At 54.4% G+C, this 17,712-nt stretch carries 17 protein-coding genes and 3 tRNA genes; 10 read left to right on the forward strand and 10 right to left on the reverse strand.

Going from position 1 to position 17,712, the window contains the following annotated elements:
- Positions 1 to 6 precede the first annotated feature (6 nt).
- From truC to syd, 3 genes are all read right to left on the reverse strand, one after another.
- A complete protein-coding gene (gene truC, locus AC2T6E_RS15725; RefSeq protein ID WP_120159376.1) occupies positions 7 to 792 on the reverse strand; it encodes a tRNA pseudouridine(65) synthase TruC in 786 nt (261 codons plus the stop codon).
- Positions 789 to 1,118, reverse strand: coding sequence for a YqcC family protein (locus tag AC2T6E_RS15730; protein WP_148400645.1), 330 nt, complete (start codon positions 1,116 to 1,118; stop codon positions 789 to 791). Before AC2T6E_RS15730 ends, truC begins: the two co-directional genes overlap by 4 nt.
- Before the next feature lie 631 nt (positions 1,119 to 1,749).
- Positions 1,750 to 2,295 carry a SecY-interacting protein gene (gene syd, locus AC2T6E_RS15735; protein WP_100166312.1) on the reverse strand — a complete coding sequence of 182 codons (546 nt, stop codon included), beginning with the start codon at positions 2,293 to 2,295 and terminating at the stop codon, positions 1,750 to 1,752.
- A 69-nt stretch (positions 2,296 to 2,364) separates the two neighbouring features.
- On the opposite strand from syd, the gene queF reads away from it, so the two are divergent.
- The 5 genes from queF (at position 2,365) to xni (ending at position 8,790) form a co-directional block, all read left to right on the forward strand.
- Positions 2,365 to 3,207: an NADPH-dependent 7-cyano-7-deazaguanine reductase QueF gene (gene queF / locus AC2T6E_RS15740; protein WP_108416361.1), complete on the forward strand. Its 843-nt coding sequence runs from the start codon at positions 2,365 to 2,367 to the stop codon at positions 3,205 to 3,207.
- 116 nt (positions 3,208 to 3,323) lie between these two features.
- Complete coding sequence (ppnN, locus tag AC2T6E_RS15745) at positions 3,324 to 4,688, forward strand: nucleotide 5'-monophosphate nucleosidase PpnN (RefSeq protein ID WP_100166313.1); 1,365 nt, start codon at positions 3,324 to 3,326, stop codon at positions 4,686 to 4,688.
- 513 nt (positions 4,689 to 5,201) lie between these two features.
- The gene (locus AC2T6E_RS15750) at positions 5,202 to 6,491 is read left to right on the forward strand and encodes an HAAAP family serine/threonine permease (protein ID WP_010435092.1); all 1,290 of its coding nucleotides are present in this window, start codon (positions 5,202 to 5,204) and stop codon (positions 6,489 to 6,491) included.
- 63 nt (positions 6,492 to 6,554) lie between these two features.
- Positions 6,555 to 7,922, forward strand: coding sequence for an L-serine ammonia-lyase (locus AC2T6E_RS15755; RefSeq protein WP_211449987.1), 1,368 nt, complete (start codon positions 6,555 to 6,557; stop codon positions 7,920 to 7,922).
- A gap of 112 nt (positions 7,923 to 8,034) precedes the next feature.
- Entirely contained in the window at positions 8,035 to 8,790 is a 756-nt protein-coding gene (gene xni, locus AC2T6E_RS15760) for a flap endonuclease Xni (RefSeq protein ID WP_427353256.1), read from the forward strand.
- 62 nt (positions 8,791 to 8,852) lie between these two features.
- On the opposite strand, the gene rlmM is transcribed toward xni, so the two are convergent.
- The 4 genes from rlmM to AC2T6E_RS15780 all read right to left on the reverse strand — a co-directional run bounded on the left by rlmM (position 8,853) and on the right by AC2T6E_RS15780 (position 11,874).
- The gene (gene rlmM, locus AC2T6E_RS15765) at positions 8,853 to 9,953 is read right to left on the reverse strand and encodes a 23S rRNA (cytidine(2498)-2'-O)-methyltransferase RlmM (protein ID WP_010435097.1); all 1,101 of its coding nucleotides are present in this window, start codon (positions 9,951 to 9,953) and stop codon (positions 8,853 to 8,855) included.
- Complete coding sequence (locus tag AC2T6E_RS15770; RefSeq protein ID WP_010435099.1) at positions 9,946 to 10,341, reverse strand: DUF423 domain-containing protein; 396 nt, start codon at positions 10,339 to 10,341, stop codon at positions 9,946 to 9,948. Before AC2T6E_RS15770 ends, rlmM begins: the two co-directional genes overlap by 8 nt.
- A gap of 39 nt (positions 10,342 to 10,380) precedes the next feature.
- Positions 10,381 to 11,298 carry a glycine cleavage system transcriptional regulator GcvA gene (gene gcvA, locus AC2T6E_RS15775; protein ID WP_010435102.1) on the reverse strand — a complete coding sequence of 306 codons (918 nt, stop codon included), beginning with the start codon at positions 11,296 to 11,298 and terminating at the stop codon, positions 10,381 to 10,383.
- A 348-nt stretch (positions 11,299 to 11,646) separates the two neighbouring features.
- Entirely contained in the window at positions 11,647 to 11,874 is a 228-nt protein-coding gene (locus tag AC2T6E_RS15780; protein WP_010435104.1) for a YgdI/YgdR family lipoprotein, read from the reverse strand.
- A gap of 192 nt (positions 11,875 to 12,066) precedes the next feature.
- On the opposite strand from AC2T6E_RS15780, the gene csdA reads away from it, so the two are divergent.
- Entirely contained in the window at positions 12,067 to 13,272 is a 1,206-nt protein-coding gene (gene csdA, locus AC2T6E_RS15785) for a cysteine desulfurase CsdA (protein ID WP_262186665.1), read from the forward strand.
- Complete coding sequence (csdE, locus tag AC2T6E_RS15790; RefSeq protein WP_100166317.1) at positions 13,272 to 13,718, forward strand: cysteine desulfurase sulfur acceptor subunit CsdE; 447 nt, start codon at positions 13,272 to 13,274, stop codon at positions 13,716 to 13,718. The genes csdA and csdE overlap by 1 nt, the downstream gene beginning before the upstream one ends.
- Here the strand turns inward: csdE and tcdA are convergent.
- Complete coding sequence (tcdA, locus tag AC2T6E_RS15795) at positions 13,709 to 14,515, reverse strand: tRNA cyclic N6-threonylcarbamoyladenosine(37) synthase TcdA (RefSeq protein WP_006811804.1); 807 nt, start codon at positions 14,513 to 14,515, stop codon at positions 13,709 to 13,711. The two genes, csdE and tcdA, sit on opposite strands and share 10 nt — an antisense overlap.
- 75 nt (positions 14,516 to 14,590) lie before the next feature.
- A complete protein-coding gene (gene mltA, locus AC2T6E_RS15800) occupies positions 14,591 to 15,688 on the reverse strand; it encodes a murein transglycosylase A (protein WP_108416355.1) in 1,098 nt (365 codons plus the stop codon).
- 208 nt (positions 15,689 to 15,896) lie between these two features.
- Here mltA and AC2T6E_RS15805 point away from each other — a divergent pair.
- From AC2T6E_RS15805 to AC2T6E_RS15815, 3 genes are all read left to right on the forward strand, one after another.
- Positions 15,897 to 15,973, forward strand: a tRNA-Met gene (locus AC2T6E_RS15805).
- Positions 15,974 to 16,017: 44 nt separating this feature from the next.
- Positions 16,018 to 16,094, forward strand: a tRNA-Met gene (locus tag AC2T6E_RS15810).
- A gap of 44 nt (positions 16,095 to 16,138) precedes the next feature.
- A tRNA-Met gene (locus AC2T6E_RS15815) sits at positions 16,139 to 16,215 on the forward strand.
- A gap of 88 nt (positions 16,216 to 16,303) precedes the next feature.
- Here the strand turns inward: AC2T6E_RS15815 and amiC are convergent.
- Positions 16,304 to 17,557 carry an N-acetylmuramoyl-L-alanine amidase AmiC gene (gene amiC, locus AC2T6E_RS15820; RefSeq protein WP_089601161.1) on the reverse strand — a complete coding sequence of 418 codons (1,254 nt, stop codon included), beginning with the start codon at positions 17,555 to 17,557 and terminating at the stop codon, positions 16,304 to 16,306.
- Positions 17,558 to 17,712: the final 155 nt, after the last annotated feature.

Below are 17,712 nucleotides of genomic sequence, written 5' to 3' on the forward strand. Positions count from 1 at the left end.
CCTTAATTATTGCGCTTGCTGTTCATCCTGAACGTTGCCTGATACAAACTCAACCCTTTCATTTTCGGGGAGTTGCCCCAGCCAGCCAAATTGTGACAGCGCCTGCATCCAGACGTCGTCCAGCCCCGCGCGGATAGTCAGCGGTTCGCCGGTGAACGGGTGCGTCAGGCTCAGCTCGCTGGCGTGCAGCATCAGGCGATGACAGTCAAAATGCTCGGCCGCGCTGCGGTTCTGGCGCAAATCACCGTGCTTGCTGTCGCCAATAATCGGGTGGCGCAGATGCGCAAGGTGGCGGCGAAGCTGGTGCTTGCGCCCGGTTTTAGGCAAAAGCTCAACCAGGCTGTAGCGTGTGGTCGGAAACTTACTGGTCGCCACCGGCATTTCGGTCGTCGCCATGCCGCGATAATCCGTCACCGCTGGCTGCGGGCCTTTATCATCACGGGCAAATTTATCGGCGATTTTATCCAGTTCCTCCACCAGCGGATAATCGAGCGTGGCGGCTTCCGTCAGCCAGCCGCGCACAATCGCGTGGTAGCGCTTTTGCATCTGATGCTGTTCAAACTGCTGCGAAAGCAGACGTCCCGCCTCGCTGGAAAGCCCCATCAGCAGTACGCCGGAGGTTGGACGGTCCAGACGATGGGCGGTAAATACATGCTGACCAATCTGGTCGCGAACGGTCTGCATCACCACCACTTTTTCATCGCGATCGAGCCAGCTGCGGTGCACCAGCCAGCCTGACGGCTTGTTGACTGCCACCAGCCACTCATCCTGATAGAGGATCTCAAGCGTCATGCATCGTCACCGGCAAAGAGCGCATCCAGGCGTTCTAATTCAACCAGCATAACCTCGCGGGCGGGATGGGTCGCTTCCAGCGCCATTTCATAATAGGGAGAGACGGCAAATGCCTGCGGCAGCGGATGGCCACCGTCCAGCAGAGCGTGCATGCGCGGAATCAATACCCATTGCAGCCACTCAACGGGAGCCAGCTTATCCAGGCAGAATGGCTGGGTACTTGCGAATGCTTCTGGCTGCGGCGCGATCTCCTGCCACAGCTGATGTTGGCGCAAGAGTGCTTCGATGGCGTGCAACTGGGCACGAACGCTATCGTGTTGCGTCATAGTCACCTCAACTGAAAAACTGAACGGCGCGCAGCATAGCATTGCAGAACGCAGAAATAAAAAAAGGGAGCACTGTAAAAACAGTGCTCCCGGTTCGTTCCGCAGCATTCCAGCTACAATTCGTGCTCCCTGCTCATCCGTGACAACTTTTCCTGAAGCCCGAAGGCCCGGTCATCCGTCTACCTTTCGCATCCTGCTCACATCATCCTGACGTGATTGTTTCATCCTGAAACTCCTGGCCGTCCAGACCCACCGACCATCCTGACCGGCTCTCGTTCTCCTTCCTGGAGGTGTCCTTTACGCATCCTGCGCGATCCACTTTGCTTCATCCTGAAGCCTTCCTGCAGCGCCATCCTGACGAGTCCTGAGTAAGAAACGCCATCATCCTGATGTTCGTTTCTCGTGTCGGCTTCCTGTCGACGGAGATAGAATCCGCTATTCCGCTTCGTCTTACAACCCACCCCGTGAGCGCTGTAAGACGTCAGAAATCCCTAAAAACGATGCAATGAACAAGTAATCCATTGAAAAACAGCGTAATATTAATCTTAATTAAATGAGGTAATACTGAATGATCCAGCGATCTCTCACAAACCTTGTAAGAGATCTCTCACACGCGCCGTAGCATCATGGATTACAGAAGTGGCTCAAGTTGGGTGAGGAAATCCGCAAGAGAGGGGGCGAGAGTCTCGCGATTGCGGGTACCGATAGTCTCTTTAACCACTTCACCGGACAGGTTGCAGACGGAGATAACATCCAGTTCGCTGTCCAGCGTGGCAATAAAGAGCGTCGGAGAAAGCTTAAGGCGCTTTTGCGTGACCAGGTGACCAATCAGGTTTTCCTGTACACGCTGCAGATCGTCTTCGCTCCAGGTCTGCAACAGCGTCAGCGTAATATCAGCAAAGCGCGCAGGCATATCCCCTGCAAACTGCGCGGTATAAAACGCGTGAACCGCTGGTTGTACCACAATGTCCATTGCCCGTTCAACCGCATTTACATTTTGCTCGCCTGCAAAGGGTTTCGGCTGCCAGATAACGTAATCGTCGAGCGAAGAGATAATGCACGGCGAGGGTACGCCATATAAATCAGCGCTTTGCGGCCACGTCCCCTGTTTTTCATGCCATGCATCGCAATAGCGGGTCGTGAAGGTCGTCAGGGCATTTGCAGTTTCGATATCCACCGATTTCTCTCTTCTTGTAAGACAGGATAAACTCAGGCCATAAGTGTACCTGTAAAGTGGCTATGAAACATGTCTTACGAAAATCATCAGGCGTTAACCGGCTTAACGCTGGGTAAATCGACCGATTACCGCGACACCTACGATGCAAGCCTGCTGCAGGGCGTCCCCCGCAGCCTGAACCGCGACCCGCTTGGGTTACACGCGGACGCGCTGCCGTTTGTCGGCGGCGACATCTGGACGCTGTACGAACTCTCCTGGCTTAACGCGCGCGGGCTGCCGCAGGTGGCCGTCGGCCATGTGGAGCTGGATTACGCCAGCGTTAACCTTGTCGAGTCGAAAAGCTTCAAGCTTTATCTCAACAGTTTTAACCAGACAACATTCAACAGTTGGGAAGACGTCCAGGCTACGCTGGAGCGGGATTTACGCGCCTGTGCGCAAGGAAACGTTGCCGTATCGCTGTATCGCCTGAATGAGCTGGAAGGGCAGCCTATCGCCCACTTTAACGGTGCCTGCATTGACGATCAGGACATTGACGTTGAAAGCTATGAGTTCAGTACCGACTACCTCGAAAACGCGGCAAGCGGAAAGGTGGTTGAAGAGACGCTGGTGAGCCATCTGCTGAAGTCCAACTGTCTGATCACCCACCAGCCAGACTGGGGCTCGGTGCAGATCCAGTATCGCGGGCCGAAAATCGACCGGGAAAAATTGCTGCGCTACCTGGTGTCGTTCCGCCATCACAACGAATTCCACGAGCAGTGCGTGGAGCGCATCTTTAACGACATTATGCGTTTCTGCCAGCCAGAAAAGCTGAGCGTTTATGCGCGCTACACCCGCCGTGGTGGACTGGACATCAACCCGTGGCGTACCAATACCGATTTTGTGCCTGCAACGGGCCGTCTGGTGCGTCAATAATATAAATATTTTCACAATATGCGCGGTATCTTCCGCGCTTTAGGTTGTGAAACGTCACGCGCCAGGGCTATTGTAATCAACAGGGAAAGACGATAATCGTCCCGTAAGGAGCTCACTTGATTACACATATTAGCCCGCTTGGCTCAATGGATATGTTGTCGCAGCTGGAAGTGGACATGCTTAAACGCACGGCCAGTAGCGATCTCTATCAACTGTTTCGTAACTGTTCACTTGCCGTACTGAACTCCGGAAGCCTGACCGACAACAGTAAAGAGCTGCTGTCTCGCTTCGAAAGCTTTGATATCAACGTGCTGCGCCGCGAGCGTGGCGTGAAGCTTGAAGTCATCAACCCCCCGGAAGACGCCTTTGTCGACGGGCGCATTATTCGCTCTCTGCAGGCCAACCTGTTTGCCGTGCTGCGCGACATTCTGTTCGTTAACGGGCAGATCCACAACGCTGGCCGTTTCCAGCATCTCGACCTGGAAAGCTCGGTCCATATCACCAACCTGGTGTTCTCGATTCTGCGTAACGCCCGAGCCCTGCACGTGGGCGAAGCACCGAACATGGTCGTCTGCTGGGGCGGTCACTCCATTAACGAGACCGAATACCTGTATGCGCGTCGGGTGGGCACCCAGCTTGGGCTGCGCGAACTGAATATCTGTACCGGCTGTGGTCCGGGCGCGATGGAAGCGCCAATGAAAGGTGCCGCAGTGGGACACGCGCAGCAGCGCTATAAAGAAGGACGTTTTATCGGTATGACCGAGCCGTCCATCATCGCGGCTGAGCCGCCTAACCCGCTGGTTAACGAACTGATTATCATGCCGGATATAGAGAAACGTCTTGAGGCGTTTGTCCGTATCGCTCACGGCATTATCATCTTCCCGGGCGGCGTGGGCACGGCGGAAGAGCTGCTTTATCTGCTGGGTATTCTGATGAACCCGGCCAACAAAGATCAGGTTCTGCCGCTGATCCTGACCGGGCCGAAAGAGAGCGCAGACTACTTCCGCGTACTGGACGAATTTATCGTGCATACGTTGGGTGAAGCCGCGCGTCGTCACTATCGCATCATCATTGACGATGCCGCAGAAGTGGCTCGCCAGATGAAGAAAGCAATGCCACTGGTGAAAGAGAACCGTCGTGATACCGGGGATGCTTACAGCTTTAACTGGTCAATCCGCATCGCGCCGGATCTGCAGATCCCGTTTGAACCTTCGCATGAAAATATGGCGAACCTGAAGCTCTATCCCGATCAGCCAGTGGAAGTGCTGGCCGCCGATCTGCGCCGCGCCTTCTCCGGCATTGTGGCGGGTAACGTGAAAGAGGTGGGGATCCGCGCCATTGAAGAATTTGGGCCGTATAAGATCCACGGTGACCCGGAGATGATGCGTCGCATGGATGACATGCTGCAGGGCTTTGTCGCACAGCACCGCATGAAGCTGCCGGGCTCGGCCTATATTCCTTGCTACGAAATCATCAAATAAGATTTCAACCTGCGCTTTTAAAGCCGGATCCTGTCCATCAGGGTCCGGCTTTTTTATTACTGATGCAATTCATAGACATCATTTATGTTATTTATATCTTTCCCCCATACGCAAACGATTACCTCGTTTTCGTAACCGTAAAATATCAGCCTTAATCAAAATTACCTGCCAGAAAATCCTAAAAACCCATTTCTTTACAGCGTAACCCTCCTAACTCGCGGGCCAGCCTTTCAAGCTACATGTCGTTAATGGTAGCCTTCGCGCCCGTAAATTCTCTTTGACGTTTTTTTGACAGATAAATGGTCTAAACATGCCCACATAGAGAGTGGATTATTGCAATTGGGATCAGGATCACTGAAGGATTCATAACGAAAATGTATCTTTCCGCCCGCCAATAGTTACGGGTGAAAATTATTAAAAAACCGTCACTGAACGAATTTCATATTACCGTCAGGCACTTTTTCATCGGATTTGACTAAAAACCTGACAATTTGCTTCCTCCAGGAGATACAGATGGAAACCACTCAAACCAGCACCGTTGCTTCGATTGATTCCCGAAGTGGTTGGCGCAAAACGGATACCATGTGGATGCTTGGCCTTTACGGCACAGCAATCGGCGCTGGTGTACTGTTCCTTCCTATCAACGCAGGCGTCGGCGGTCTGATCCCGCTGATCATCATGGCTATCATCGCTTTCCCGATGACCTTCTTTGCACACCGCGGTCTGACCCGTTTCGTGCTGTCCGGTAAAAACCCGGGCGAAGACATCACTGAAGTGGTTGAAGAGCACTTTGGCGTCGGCGCAGGTAAACTGATTACCCTGCTCTACTTCTTCGCGATTTACCCAATTCTGCTGGTTTACAGCGTGGCGATCACTAACACCGTTGAAAGCTTCATGACGCACCAGCTGCAGATGACGCCGCCACCGCGCGCCATTCTGTCTCTGATCCTGATCGTCGGCATGATGACCATCGTGCGCTTCGGTGAGCAGATGATTGTGAAAGCAATGAGCGTACTGGTCTTCCCGTTCGTTATTGCTCTGATGGTACTGGCCTGCTACCTGATCCCGCAGTGGAACGGTGCCGCGCTGGAAACCCTGTCCCTGAGCAGCGCATCCGCAACCGGTAACGGCCTGCTGATGACCCTGTGGCTGGCCATTCCGGTCATGGTGTTCTCCTTCAACCACTCGCCAATCATCTCCTCCTTCGCAGTAGCGAAGCGCGAAGAGTACGGCAATGGCGCAGAGAAGAAGTGCTCCAGCATCCTGGCTCGCGCTCACGTGATGATGGTACTGACCGTGATGTTCTTCGTCTTCAGCTGCGTACTGAGTCTCTCCCCGGTGGATCTGGCGGCAGCGAAAGAGCAGAACATCTCTATTCTGTCTTACCTGGCGAACCACTTTAACGCACCGGTCATTGCCTGGATGGCGCCAATCATCGCGATTATCGCTATCACCAAATCCTTCCTGGGCCACTACCTGGGCGCGCGTGAAGGCTTCAACGGTATGGTGATTAAATCTCTGCGCGGTAAAGGCAAGAGCATTGAAATCAACAAGCTGAACAAAATCACTGCACTGTTCATGCTGCTCACCACCTGGGCGGTAGCGACCCTGAACCCAAGCATCCTGGGCATGATTGAAACCCTGGGCGGCCCGGTCATCGCGATGATTCTGTTCCTTATGCCGATGTACGCGATTCAGAAAGTCCCTGCGATGCGTAAATACAGCGGCCATATCAGCAACGTATTCGTTGTGATTATGGGCCTGATTGCCATCTCCGCCATTTTCTACTCGCTGTTCAGCTAATATCTCCAGCGCCGTCCTCGGGCGGCGCACTCCTCCCCTCTGACTGATAGCAATGGACGCATCATGATTAGCGTATTCGATATTTTCAAAATCGGTATTGGTCCTTCCAGCTCTCACACCGTCGGACCAATGAAAGCCGGTAAACAATTCACGGATGACTTGATTGCACGCGGCATCTTGCACGACATCACCCGCGTGGTCGTCGATGTATACGGTTCCCTTTCCCTGACCGGTAAAGGCCACCATACCGATATCGCCATTATCATGGGCCTGGCGGGTAACCTGCCGGATACCGTTGATATTGACGCGATCCCTGGCTTCATCCAGGACGTGAACACCCACGGTCGCCTGCTGCTGGCAAACGGCGAGCATGAGGTTGAATTCCCGGTTGACCACTGCATGAATTTCCATGCGGACAACCTGTCGCTGCACGAAAACGGCATGCGCATTACCGCGCTGGCAGGCGACAAAGCGGTATACAGCCAGACGTATTACTCTATCGGCGGCGGTTTTATTGTCGACGAAGACCACTTTGGTCAAACCAACACTTCCGCTGTTGCTGTGCCTTATCCGTATAAAAACGCGGCGGATTTGCAGCGTCACTGCCAGGAGACAGGCCTCTCCCTTTCCGGCCTGATGATGAAAAACGAACTGGCGCTGCACAGCAAAGAAGAGCTGGAACAGCACTTTGCAAACGTCTGGGACGTGATGCGCGGCGGTATCGAGCGCGGGATCACCACGGAAGGCGTCCTGCCGGGTAAACTGCGCGTACCGCGCCGTGCGGCAGCGCTGCGCCGTATGCTGGTGAGCACCGACAAAACCACGACTGACCCGATGGCGGTGGTGGACTGGATCAACATGTTCGCGCTGGCGGTAAACGAAGAGAACGCCGCGGGCGGCCGCGTTGTTACCGCACCAACCAACGGTGCGTGCGGTATCGTTCCGGCGGTGCTGGCGTACTACGACAAGTTTATCCGCGAAGTGAACGCAAACTCACTGGCGCGCTATATGCTGGTCACCAGCGCAATTGGCTCACTGTATAAAATGAACGCCTCCATTTCCGGTGCGGAAGTGGGCTGTCAGGGCGAAGTCGGCGTAGCCTGCTCCATGGCGGCGGCGGGTCTGGCTGAGCTGCTGGGCGCAAGCCCGGCGCAGGTGTGCATTGCGGCTGAAATCGGCATGGAGCATAACCTGGGGCTGACCTGCGACCCGGTCGCCGGACAGGTGCAGGTACCGTGCATCGAACGTAACGCGATTGCCTCCGTGAAGGCGGTGAACGCGGCACGTATGGCGCTGCGCCGCACCAGCGAACCGCGCGTCTGTCTCGATAAAGTTATCGAAACCATGTACGAAACGGGTAAAGATATGAACGCCAAATACCGCGAGACCTCACGCGGTGGCCTGGCGATGAAGATCGTGACCTGCGATTAAGCCTCTCAGGAAGCCTCGTTTTGCGAGGCTTCTTCCTGTTTTCCCCACCATTCATAGTTTCATGCTGCTGACAGTGTTACCCTTCACGCATTAGATAGAAGGGAGATTATCTGTGGCCGTTCATTTACTTATCGTCGATGCACTCAACCTGATTCGCCGTATCCATGCGGTACAGGGCACGCCCTGTAAGGACACTTGCCTGCACGCGCTGGAACAGCTTATCCGCCACAGTGAACCCACCCACGCGGTCGCGGTAATTGATGACGAAGCCCGCAACACGGGCTGGCGACACCAGCGTCTGCCCGACTACAAAGCCGGACGCGCGCCGATGCCGGACGATCTTCATGCAGAGTTACCCATGATACGCGCGGCATTTGAACAGCGCGGCGTCCCCTGCTGGGGCGCACACGGAAATGAAGCCGACGATCTCGCGGCCACTCTGGCCGTAAAGGTGGCGAGCGCCGGGCATCAGGCCACTATCGTTTCAACTGACAAAGGCTACTGTCAGCTGCTCTCGCCGACTGTCCGCATTCGCGACTATTTTCAAAAACGCTGGCTGGACGCGCCGTTTATTGCCAGCGAGTTTGGCGTATCGCCCGAGCAACTGCCGGATTACTGGGGCCTGGCAGGCATCAGCAGTTCTAAAGTTCCGGGTGTGGCCGGTATTGGACCAAAGAGCGCCGCGCAGCTGCTGACGGATTTTCAAAGTCTGGAAGGGATTTACGCCCGTCTGGATGAGGTACCGGAAAAGTGGCGCAAGAAGCTGGAGGCGCATAAAGAGATGGCGTTTATCTGCCGGGAAATCGCAACGCTACAGACGGATTTACAGCTGGACGGGAATTTACAGCAGTTGCGGTTAGAACGTTAAAAGCACTACACGGTTTTGTAGGCCCGGTAAGCGCAGCGCCACCGGGCAAAACAAAGCACGCACTATCGCTCGTCGCGACGTCCGCCGACCGCAGCCCACCAGCGACGAATATGCACCGTCACCTCTTCACGGTCGTGATACAGCTGACGCGCCTGAATCTCCACGTTAATACCGTGTTCATCCATCTGCTCCTGAATGTACGCCAGATTCTGAGAGACTTCCTCGTAGCGCTTTTTCATCGGCAGCTTAAGGTTGAAGATTGTCTCACGACACCAGCCGTTCACCAGCCAGGAGGCCATCAGCGCGGCCACTTTCGCCGGTTTCTCAACCATATCACACACCATCCAGGAGATGTTGTTGCGGGTTGGACGGTAGCGGAAACCGTCTTCACGCAGCCAGGTGACCTGTCCGGTATCCATCAGGCTTTGCGCCATTGGGCCGTTATCGACAGACGAAACCCACATATTGCGTTTCACCAGCTGATAGGTCCAGCCGCCCGGGCACGCGCCAAGGTCGACGGCGTACATGCCGTTTGCCAGACGCTCATCCCACTCATCCGCCGGGATAAAGACGTGGAAAGCCTCTTCCAGCTTGAGCGTGGAACGGCTCGGCGCATCGGACGGGAAGCGCAAACGCGGGATGCCCATAAAGAAGGGCGAGTTGTTGGTGGTATAGGAATAGCCGGTATAGCAGCAGCCAGGGGCGATAAAGAAGATATGCACCACCGGACGCTTCGGCGTTTCGTAGTTCGTCAGCACGCCCGCGTCACGCAGCGCCGCACGCAGCGGCACGGTAAATTTGCGGCAGAACTTCATCAGCTCTTTGCTTTCGTTGGTATCGGCAACCTCAACGCGCAGATCGCCCCCCTTCTCCACCACGCCCTGCAGCATGCCGACAATCGGCGTGATGCGGTCTTCCGGCGGCAGATCTTTCAGCAGCTCGCCCGCGACAAACATCTGACGCGCGAAGATCAGCGAGCTAAACGGCAGCTCACGTGCCAGCTTGTCGGCGTCTTCAGGCTGATAACATTCGAATATCACATAACCCGCGTTCTCTTTTACGCGAGCAAAACCGAAGACTTCGCGCTTCGCGGCTTTATCCGTAATTTCCGCGGCGCACTCTTTCTCAAACCCCGGGCGACAATATAAAACAACCTTATTCATGAACAACGCCCTTGCGTTTCAGACGGATAGCTCCGATAAACATTAATACCCATCCCGCCAGGAAGCTGACGCCGCCGACAGGAGTAACAAACGCCCACAGGCGCAAATGAGAGAGCGCAAGGCAGTACAGGCTACCGCTGAACAGCACGGTACCCAGCGCCATAAACACGCTACTCCAGTAAAACCAGATGCTGATGCGGCGCTGCATTGCCACCGCAAGCCCAAAGATTGCCAGGGTGTGAAACGCCTGATATTCAAGGCCGGTCTGGATCCAGCCCATCTCTACCACCCCTAAAGTTTTGCTTAACACATGCGCGCCAAAAGCACCCAGTGCCACAAAAATAAAGCCACTCACCGCGGCAAAAATCAGCATGAATCGGCTGGTCATGTTTCTGTCCTAAAGTGATGCGTGCACAGCACACAAAAGTTATTGTTCATACCTGAAGCGGAATTTTTCTTGCTCGTTTGCCGCTTTAGACAGGATCCACTGTCGGAAGGCGGCTATTTTACCCAGTTCTGCCTGACTGTCATGACAAACCAGATAAAACGCATTCTTGCTGACCAGAACATCATTAAACGGGCAGACCAGACGGCCAGCCTCAATTTCGGACTGTGCCATCACGTTATTCGCCAACGCGACGCCCTGCCCGTGAATAGCAGCCTGTAACACCATCGCGCTGTGGCTAAAAATGGGTCCCTGCTGCACATTTATATGGTTAAGACCTAATTGGCGGGTATAAGTTTGCCAGTCACGGCGAGAAGCATCATGCAAAAGCGTATGTTGCGCCAAATCAGCGGGCGTTTTCAGCGCCTTGTCGCCTGTCAGCAGCAGCGGCGAACAAACAGGCAGCAGATATTCTGCGTATAATTTTTCAACACGCAAGCCCGGCCAGTTGCCGCGGCCATAAAAAATAGCGACATCCACATCGTCAGCCAGTTTGTCTTCCTGACGATCCACGGCCTGGATTCGAACGTCGATTCCCGGATAAGCTGAGTTAAAGCTTGAGAGTCTTGGCACCAGCCACTGAATGGCAAAACTGGGCAATAAACTTACCGTCAGCGCGCCTTTGGCACTTCTGGCCTGCAGTTTCCGCGTGGCTTCCGTCAGTTGGGAAAAAATCTCTTTAATATCCTGAAAATAGCTCTGGCCTTCTTCAGTCAGAAGCAAGGAGCGGTTGCGTCGACGGAACAGCTTAAGCCCCAGAAAATCCTCCAGGGACTTGATTTGATGACTTACTGCGGCCTGAGTCACAAAAAGCTCATCTGCTGCGCGGGTGAAACTCAGGTGACGTGCTGCTGCATCAAAAACACGTAATGCATTAAGAGGTGGCAATCGCTTCGACATGGTTATCTGGCTTAGATGTTAACGAGATTTAACATATAGGAAACAACGTTTAACCTATTAGTTTTTTTTATCTGAGCCATTATAATTTGTCCGTTGAGGAACTACCAGCAAATACCTATAGTGGCGGCACTTCCTGAGCCGGAACGAAAAGTTTTTTGGAATGCGTGTTCTGAAGGGCTTTTGGCTTACGGTTGTGATGTTGTGTTGTTGTGTTTGCAATTGGTCTGCGATTCAGACCACGGTAGCAACGCTACCAATTTTTCACTTCCTGTACATTTACCCTGTCTGTCCATAGTGATTAATGTAGCACCGCCAACTTGCGGTGCTTTTTTTTCGCTTATCTCGCTGTTAATGCTCGATTTCTTTCATCTCTTTCACATCACTGCGATTGATTTGCTGTTTGTTCCCGTTTGCATCTTTGTACGAAATCATCCCAGTATCATTATCGGTAGACGGTTTCCCTTCCGAAACGATAGATCGACCATCGTTGGTATGCATCACGTAGTTATTACCGGAACAGGCGCTCAGGGCAAAAGTAAACACACAGGCTGAGATGATTGCGGCTGTCTTTTTCATGATTATTCTCCTTTAGCAATTAATGCTATTCAAACCTCGATTTATAACAGGCTAAAACATCCACCTAACACTATTTAGCATAACCTGCTTTTCCGAGGTCGCCAGGATATGCAGACAAATCTTATAGATACCAACCTCCTTGCCCTGCCGATGAAATTGCGCGACGATCTCTTTATCGACATGAGGAATTCCATGAACGCTTTCAGTCCTGCGCACTTTCGCGCACAGTTTCCGGCGCTGGCCGATGCCGGTATTTACCTTGATAGCGCTGCCACGGCCCTGAAGCCTCAGGCGGTCATTGAAGCAACGCAGCAATTCTACAGCCTGAGTGCAGGCAATGTGCATCGCAGCCAGTACGCTGAAGCGCAGCGTCTTACTGCGCGCTATGAGGCCGCCCGCGATCGGGTCGCACGGCTGATTAATGCCGAAAGCGGGAAAAATATTGTCTGGACGCGCGGCACCACCGAGGCCATCAATATGGTGGCCCAGTGCTACGCACGTCCGCGGCTTCAACCGGGCGATGAAATCATCGTCAGCGAGGCTGAACATCATGCCAACCTGGTGCCGTGGCTGATGGTGGCAGAGCAAACGGGCGCGCGCATTGTGAAGCTCCCGCTGGGTGCCGATTTACTGCCGGACGTGGCGCGTTTACCAGAGCTTACCACCCCCCGCAGCCGGATTCTGGCGCTGGGGCAGATGTCTAACGTTACCGGTGGCTGTCCAGATCTGGCTAATGCCATTGCGTTCGCTCATGCCAGCAATATGGTGGTGATGGTCGACGGTGCGCAGGGCGTGGTGCATTTTCCGGCGGATGTGCAAACACTGGATATTGATTTCTATGCCTTTTCAGGACACAAGTTGTACGGGCCAACCGGCATCGGGGCCTTGTACGGCAAGCCTGAACTGCTGGCGCAGATGACGCCGTGGCTCGGCGGCGGAAAGATGATCGCCGAAGTCACCTTCGACGGCTTTAAAACCCAGGAGGTGCCTTACCGTCTGGAAGCCGGTACGCCGAACGTGGCGGGCGTGATTGGCTTAAGCGCGGCGCTTGAGTGGCTGGAAGAAACGGACGTGGCTCAGGCTGAAAACTGGAGCCGGGGTCTGGCTACGCTTGCAGAAGAAGAGCTTAAAAAACGCCCCGGCTTCCGCTCGTTCCGCGTGCAGGATTCCAGCCTGCTCGCCTTTGATTTTGCAGGCGTGCATCACAGTGATATGGTCACGCTGATGTCGGAATATGGCATCGCCCTGCGCGCCGGACAGCACTGCGCCCAGCCGCTGCTGACGGCGCTTGGCGTTAGCGGTACGCTACGTGCTTCCTTCGCGCCTTACAACACACAAAGCGATGTTGACGCGCTGGTTGCCGCCGTTGACCGCGCCCTTGAATTACTGGTGGATTAATGACTAGCGCTGCTTTAGCCGGGCATCCGTTCGGCACGGTCATCACAGAAGAGACCTTAAAACAGACCTTCGCCCCGCTTACACAGTGGGAAGATAAATATCGTCAGTTGATCCTGCTGGGTAAACAGCTCCCTGCGCTTTCAGACGATCTCAAAGCGCAGGCGAAAGAGATTGCAGGCTGTGAAAACCGCGTCTGGCTGGGTTATAGCCTCTCCGGCGAGAAACTGCACTTCTTTGGCGACAGCGAAGGCCGTATCGTCAGAGGGCTGCTGGCGGTGCTGTTAACCGCAGTGGAAGGGAAAAACGCGGCGGAATTGCTGGCACATTCGCCGCTGGCGTTGTTTGATGAGCTTGGGCTGCGCGCGCAGCTCAGCGCCTCGCGCGGTCAGGGGTTGATCGCGCTCAGCGACGCGGTACAGGACGCAGCGCGTCAGGCTCAGGCCTGACGTTCCGCCTTCGCCATCATCTTCTTCAGGGCGTGAGAGACCGCCACAAAGCCAAAGGAGGCGGTCACCATGGTGGCCGCACCAAAGCCGGAGGCGCAATCCATTCGTTTTGGCCCTTCCGCCGTACTCTTCATCGCACAGACAGACCCATCTGCCTGGGGATAAACCAGCGCTTCAGTTGAGAACACACAGTCAACACCCAGCTTGCCTTTACTGTTCTTCACCACGTTGAAGTCGCTTTTCAGGCGTTCGCGAAGCTTGGCGGCCAGCGGATCCTGGATCGTTTTCGCCAGATCGGCCACCTGAATCTGCGTCGGATCGATTTGACCGCCCGCCCCGCCCGTCGTGACCAGCGGCACCTTGTAGCGACGGCAGTATGCGATCAGCGCCGCTTTTGGCCGCACGCTGTCGATAGCGTCAATCACATAGCTGTAGCCTTTGCTCATGTACTCCGCGACGTTATCTGCCGTCACAAAGTCGTCGATCACCGTCACGCGGCACTCGGGGTTGATGAGACGAATACGCTCCGCCATCACCTCAGACTTCGCCAGGCCGACGTTATCACGCAGGGCGTGAATTTGACGGTTGGTGTTGGTCACGCAAACGTCATCCATGTCAATCAGCGTGATTGCGCCAATACCGGTTCTTGCCAGTGCTTCTGCCGCCCACGACCCTACACCACCAATGCCCACGACGCAGACATGCGCATCCGCAAACAGCTGGAGGGCTTTTTCACCATATAAACGTGCCGTACCGCCAAAACGCTGGCGCCAGGCGTCGCTGATTACCACAGACATAAAACCTCAGATGGAAAAAGGGTGAGGTTTTCCTCACCCTGAACAGTAATCCGTATTGCGCTCAGAATACCACAATCAGCCGCTGAATACGTTTCCGGCACCCGGTGCCGCCTTCAGCACCCAAACGCGTCCGTAGTGGTTATACCAGCCCGCACGATGGCCTGCGTCAGGGCCAATACCCTGATAGATGTCGAAGTGCTGGCCTTTGATTGCGCCGCCGACGTCCAGCGCCACCATCAGGCGTAACTCATACTTGCCGTTAAATTTGCCGTTGTTGTCCAGCAGAGGAACCTCAGCAAGCAGCGTGGTGCCCGCAGGAATAATCGACCGATCCGAGGCGACCGATGCGCGACCAATCAACGGTACCGCACTCGCCCCTTTCACCGGCGCGAAGTTTTGCGGTTTAAAGAAGACGAACGACGGGTTCTGCTCCAGCAGCTCACGCACTTCGGCTTCGCTGTGTTTTTCGCCCCACTCGCGGATCGCCTGCATCGACATATCTTCTTTCTTTACTTCGCCACGGTCGATCAGCACCTTGCCGATGCTGCGATAGGCATGACCGTTTTTACCGGAATAGCTGAAGAAGTTAAGCGGCGAACCATCACCGAAATCAATGTACCCGCTGCCCTGAACATCCATGATGAAGTTATCCATCAGCGAGTTGCTGTAGGCCAGGATGTAATTTTCGCTCAGCGCACCGGCGTAGATCTCCGCACGAGACGGCAAGCGGCCGCGTTTTGGCGGCATACGGTAGATAGGATACTGGAACTCGCCCTGGCGGGTGTGTCTCGCCTGAATCACTGGCGTGTAATACCCGGTGAACTGAACGTTGCCGTAATTATCCGCCCCTTCCATCTGCCAGGCATCAATACCAAACTGGCGCATATTGCGCGTATCACCGCCCGCACGCAGCCAGTCCTGCACCGCGCTATAGACATTATTCTGTGAGCCATACAGACGCGGTGACGCATTGCGGATCTGGTAGACCTGCTCGGAGAAATCTCCGGCATTGATCGGTGCGCCGACCGCATCAGGCTGATTAACTAAAGAGAAAGGCTGGGATAACTTCCCGTCTTTATACTGTTGACCGCGATCGGTCGGTTTGGAAGAACAGGCCGCAAGAATCGCTACCATTGCGCCCGTCATCAGATACTTCGCCCAACGTCCTTTCATTATATCTCGTCTTTAAGTTGCCCTTATCCGCGTGATGAAGATAACAAACCGCCAGGGCTAATGAAATGCAATCACATGCCCTTTGGCAAATTTTGCGCAAAAAATAGTCCAAACCAAGCCATGTCGTTCAATTTGCATACAAAATCATGATTTATGTGAAAAAGGGGTTGCATCACAAACCTATCCGAGTATAGTGCGCATCCACGGACGCGGGGTGGAGCAGCCTGGTAGCTCGTCGGGCTCATAACCCGAAGGTCGTCGGTTCAAATCCGGCCCCCGCAACCAATTAAAATTTGATGAAGTATCTTCTACGACTGTAGAAAGACGGACGCGGGGTGGAGCAGCCTGGTAGCTCGTCGGGCTCATAACCCGAAGGTCGTCGGTTCAAATCCGGCCCCCGCAACCAATCAAATTTGAAGAAGTAAGTTTCTACGACTGTAGAAAGACGGACGCGGGGTGGAGCAGCCTGGTAGCTCGTCGGGCTCATAACCCGAAGGTCGTCGGTTCAAATCCGGCCCCCGCAACCAATACTTCTAAAAACAATAAACACCCTTAAGGGTGTTTTTTTGTATCTGCAGTTTGTGAAACTGCCGGGCGATAACCCGGCGTACAGCACTAACCACGTCGCGCCAGCGTCGCCCCGTCTGAGAAATACGCCCGTATCCCTGCCAGAATCGACTCCGCCACTTCCTGCTGGAACTTAGCGGTCTTCAGCTTGCGCTCCTCTTCCACGTTACTGATAAACGCGGTTTCGACCAGGATGGACGGAATATCCGGCGCTTTCAGTACCGCAAACCCGGCCTGCTCGACGCTGTTTTTATGCAGCTTATTGATATTACCCAGCTTGCCCAGCACCGCTTTGCCAAATTTCAGGCTGTCGGTGATGGTTAATGATTGCACCATATCGAACATGGTGTGATCGACGTAGCGGTCGCCGCTCTTGCCCACGCCACCAATTAAGTCCGAGGCGTTCTGCGTATCCGCCAGGTATCTTGCCGCAGTACTGGTCGCCCCTTTGGTCGAGAGTGCAAAAACCGATGAACCACTCGGTTGGCGACTGGTAAAGGCATCCGCATGGATGGAGACGAACAGATCCGCGCGCTGCTTCTGCGCTTTTGCCACGCGAACTTTTAGCGGAATAAAGACATCCTCATTACGCGTCATGTAGGCGCGCATATTGCCTTCTTTATCAATCAATGCCTTCAGGCGACGGGCGATCTGCAGCACCACATCTTTTTCACGGGTGTGATATTTCCCGACGGCACCGGAGTCTTCCCCGCCGTGGCCGGGATCGAGCATGATCACAATAGGACGATCGCGCCCTGCTTTACCCGGCTGTGGGCCGCTTTGCGCAGGCGGAACCTGACGTTCGAGATCGCCTTTGTTGTAATCCTCCAGAAGCGCCAGAAGCGGATCCTGGATGTCCGTTGCGTTGGCGGGATAAAGATCCATCACCAGACGCTCTTTAAACGTTGCTACCGGCGCAAGCGCAAACAGCTGCGGTTTCACGTTCTGCTTCAGTTCAAAGACCATACGAACCGTCTGCGGATCAAACTGGCCAACGCGCGCTGACTTGATAAAAGGATCGTCACCGCGGATCTGCGCCGCCATCCCCTTAAGCACGGAATTGAGATTTACACCTTCGAGATCCACGACCACACGTTCAGGATTGCTGAGGGCAAATTGCTTATATTTCAGCACGCGATTGGATTCGACCGTCACGCGCGTATAGGTCGACGACGGCCAGACGCGCACCGCCACCACCTGGCTTGTGGCAGCAAGACCGACCTGACTGACGCTAAGCAACCACATTGCCCCGGCCCCTTTTAACAAACGGCGGCGGCTTATTGCTGAATTGGATCCCGACATGCTTCTCCCGAGCAAGAAAACGAACTGATATACAAAATGTCCAGATTGACCGAAAACTTTAACGAATGACGCATAAACTGTCATCTATAAAAGGGTAAACAATCATACGTTAACGCACGGATTACTTATTCTTTTCTGTGTGTCGCGGAAAATTT

This window comes from Enterobacter sp. B79-1, from assembly GCF_057444735.1.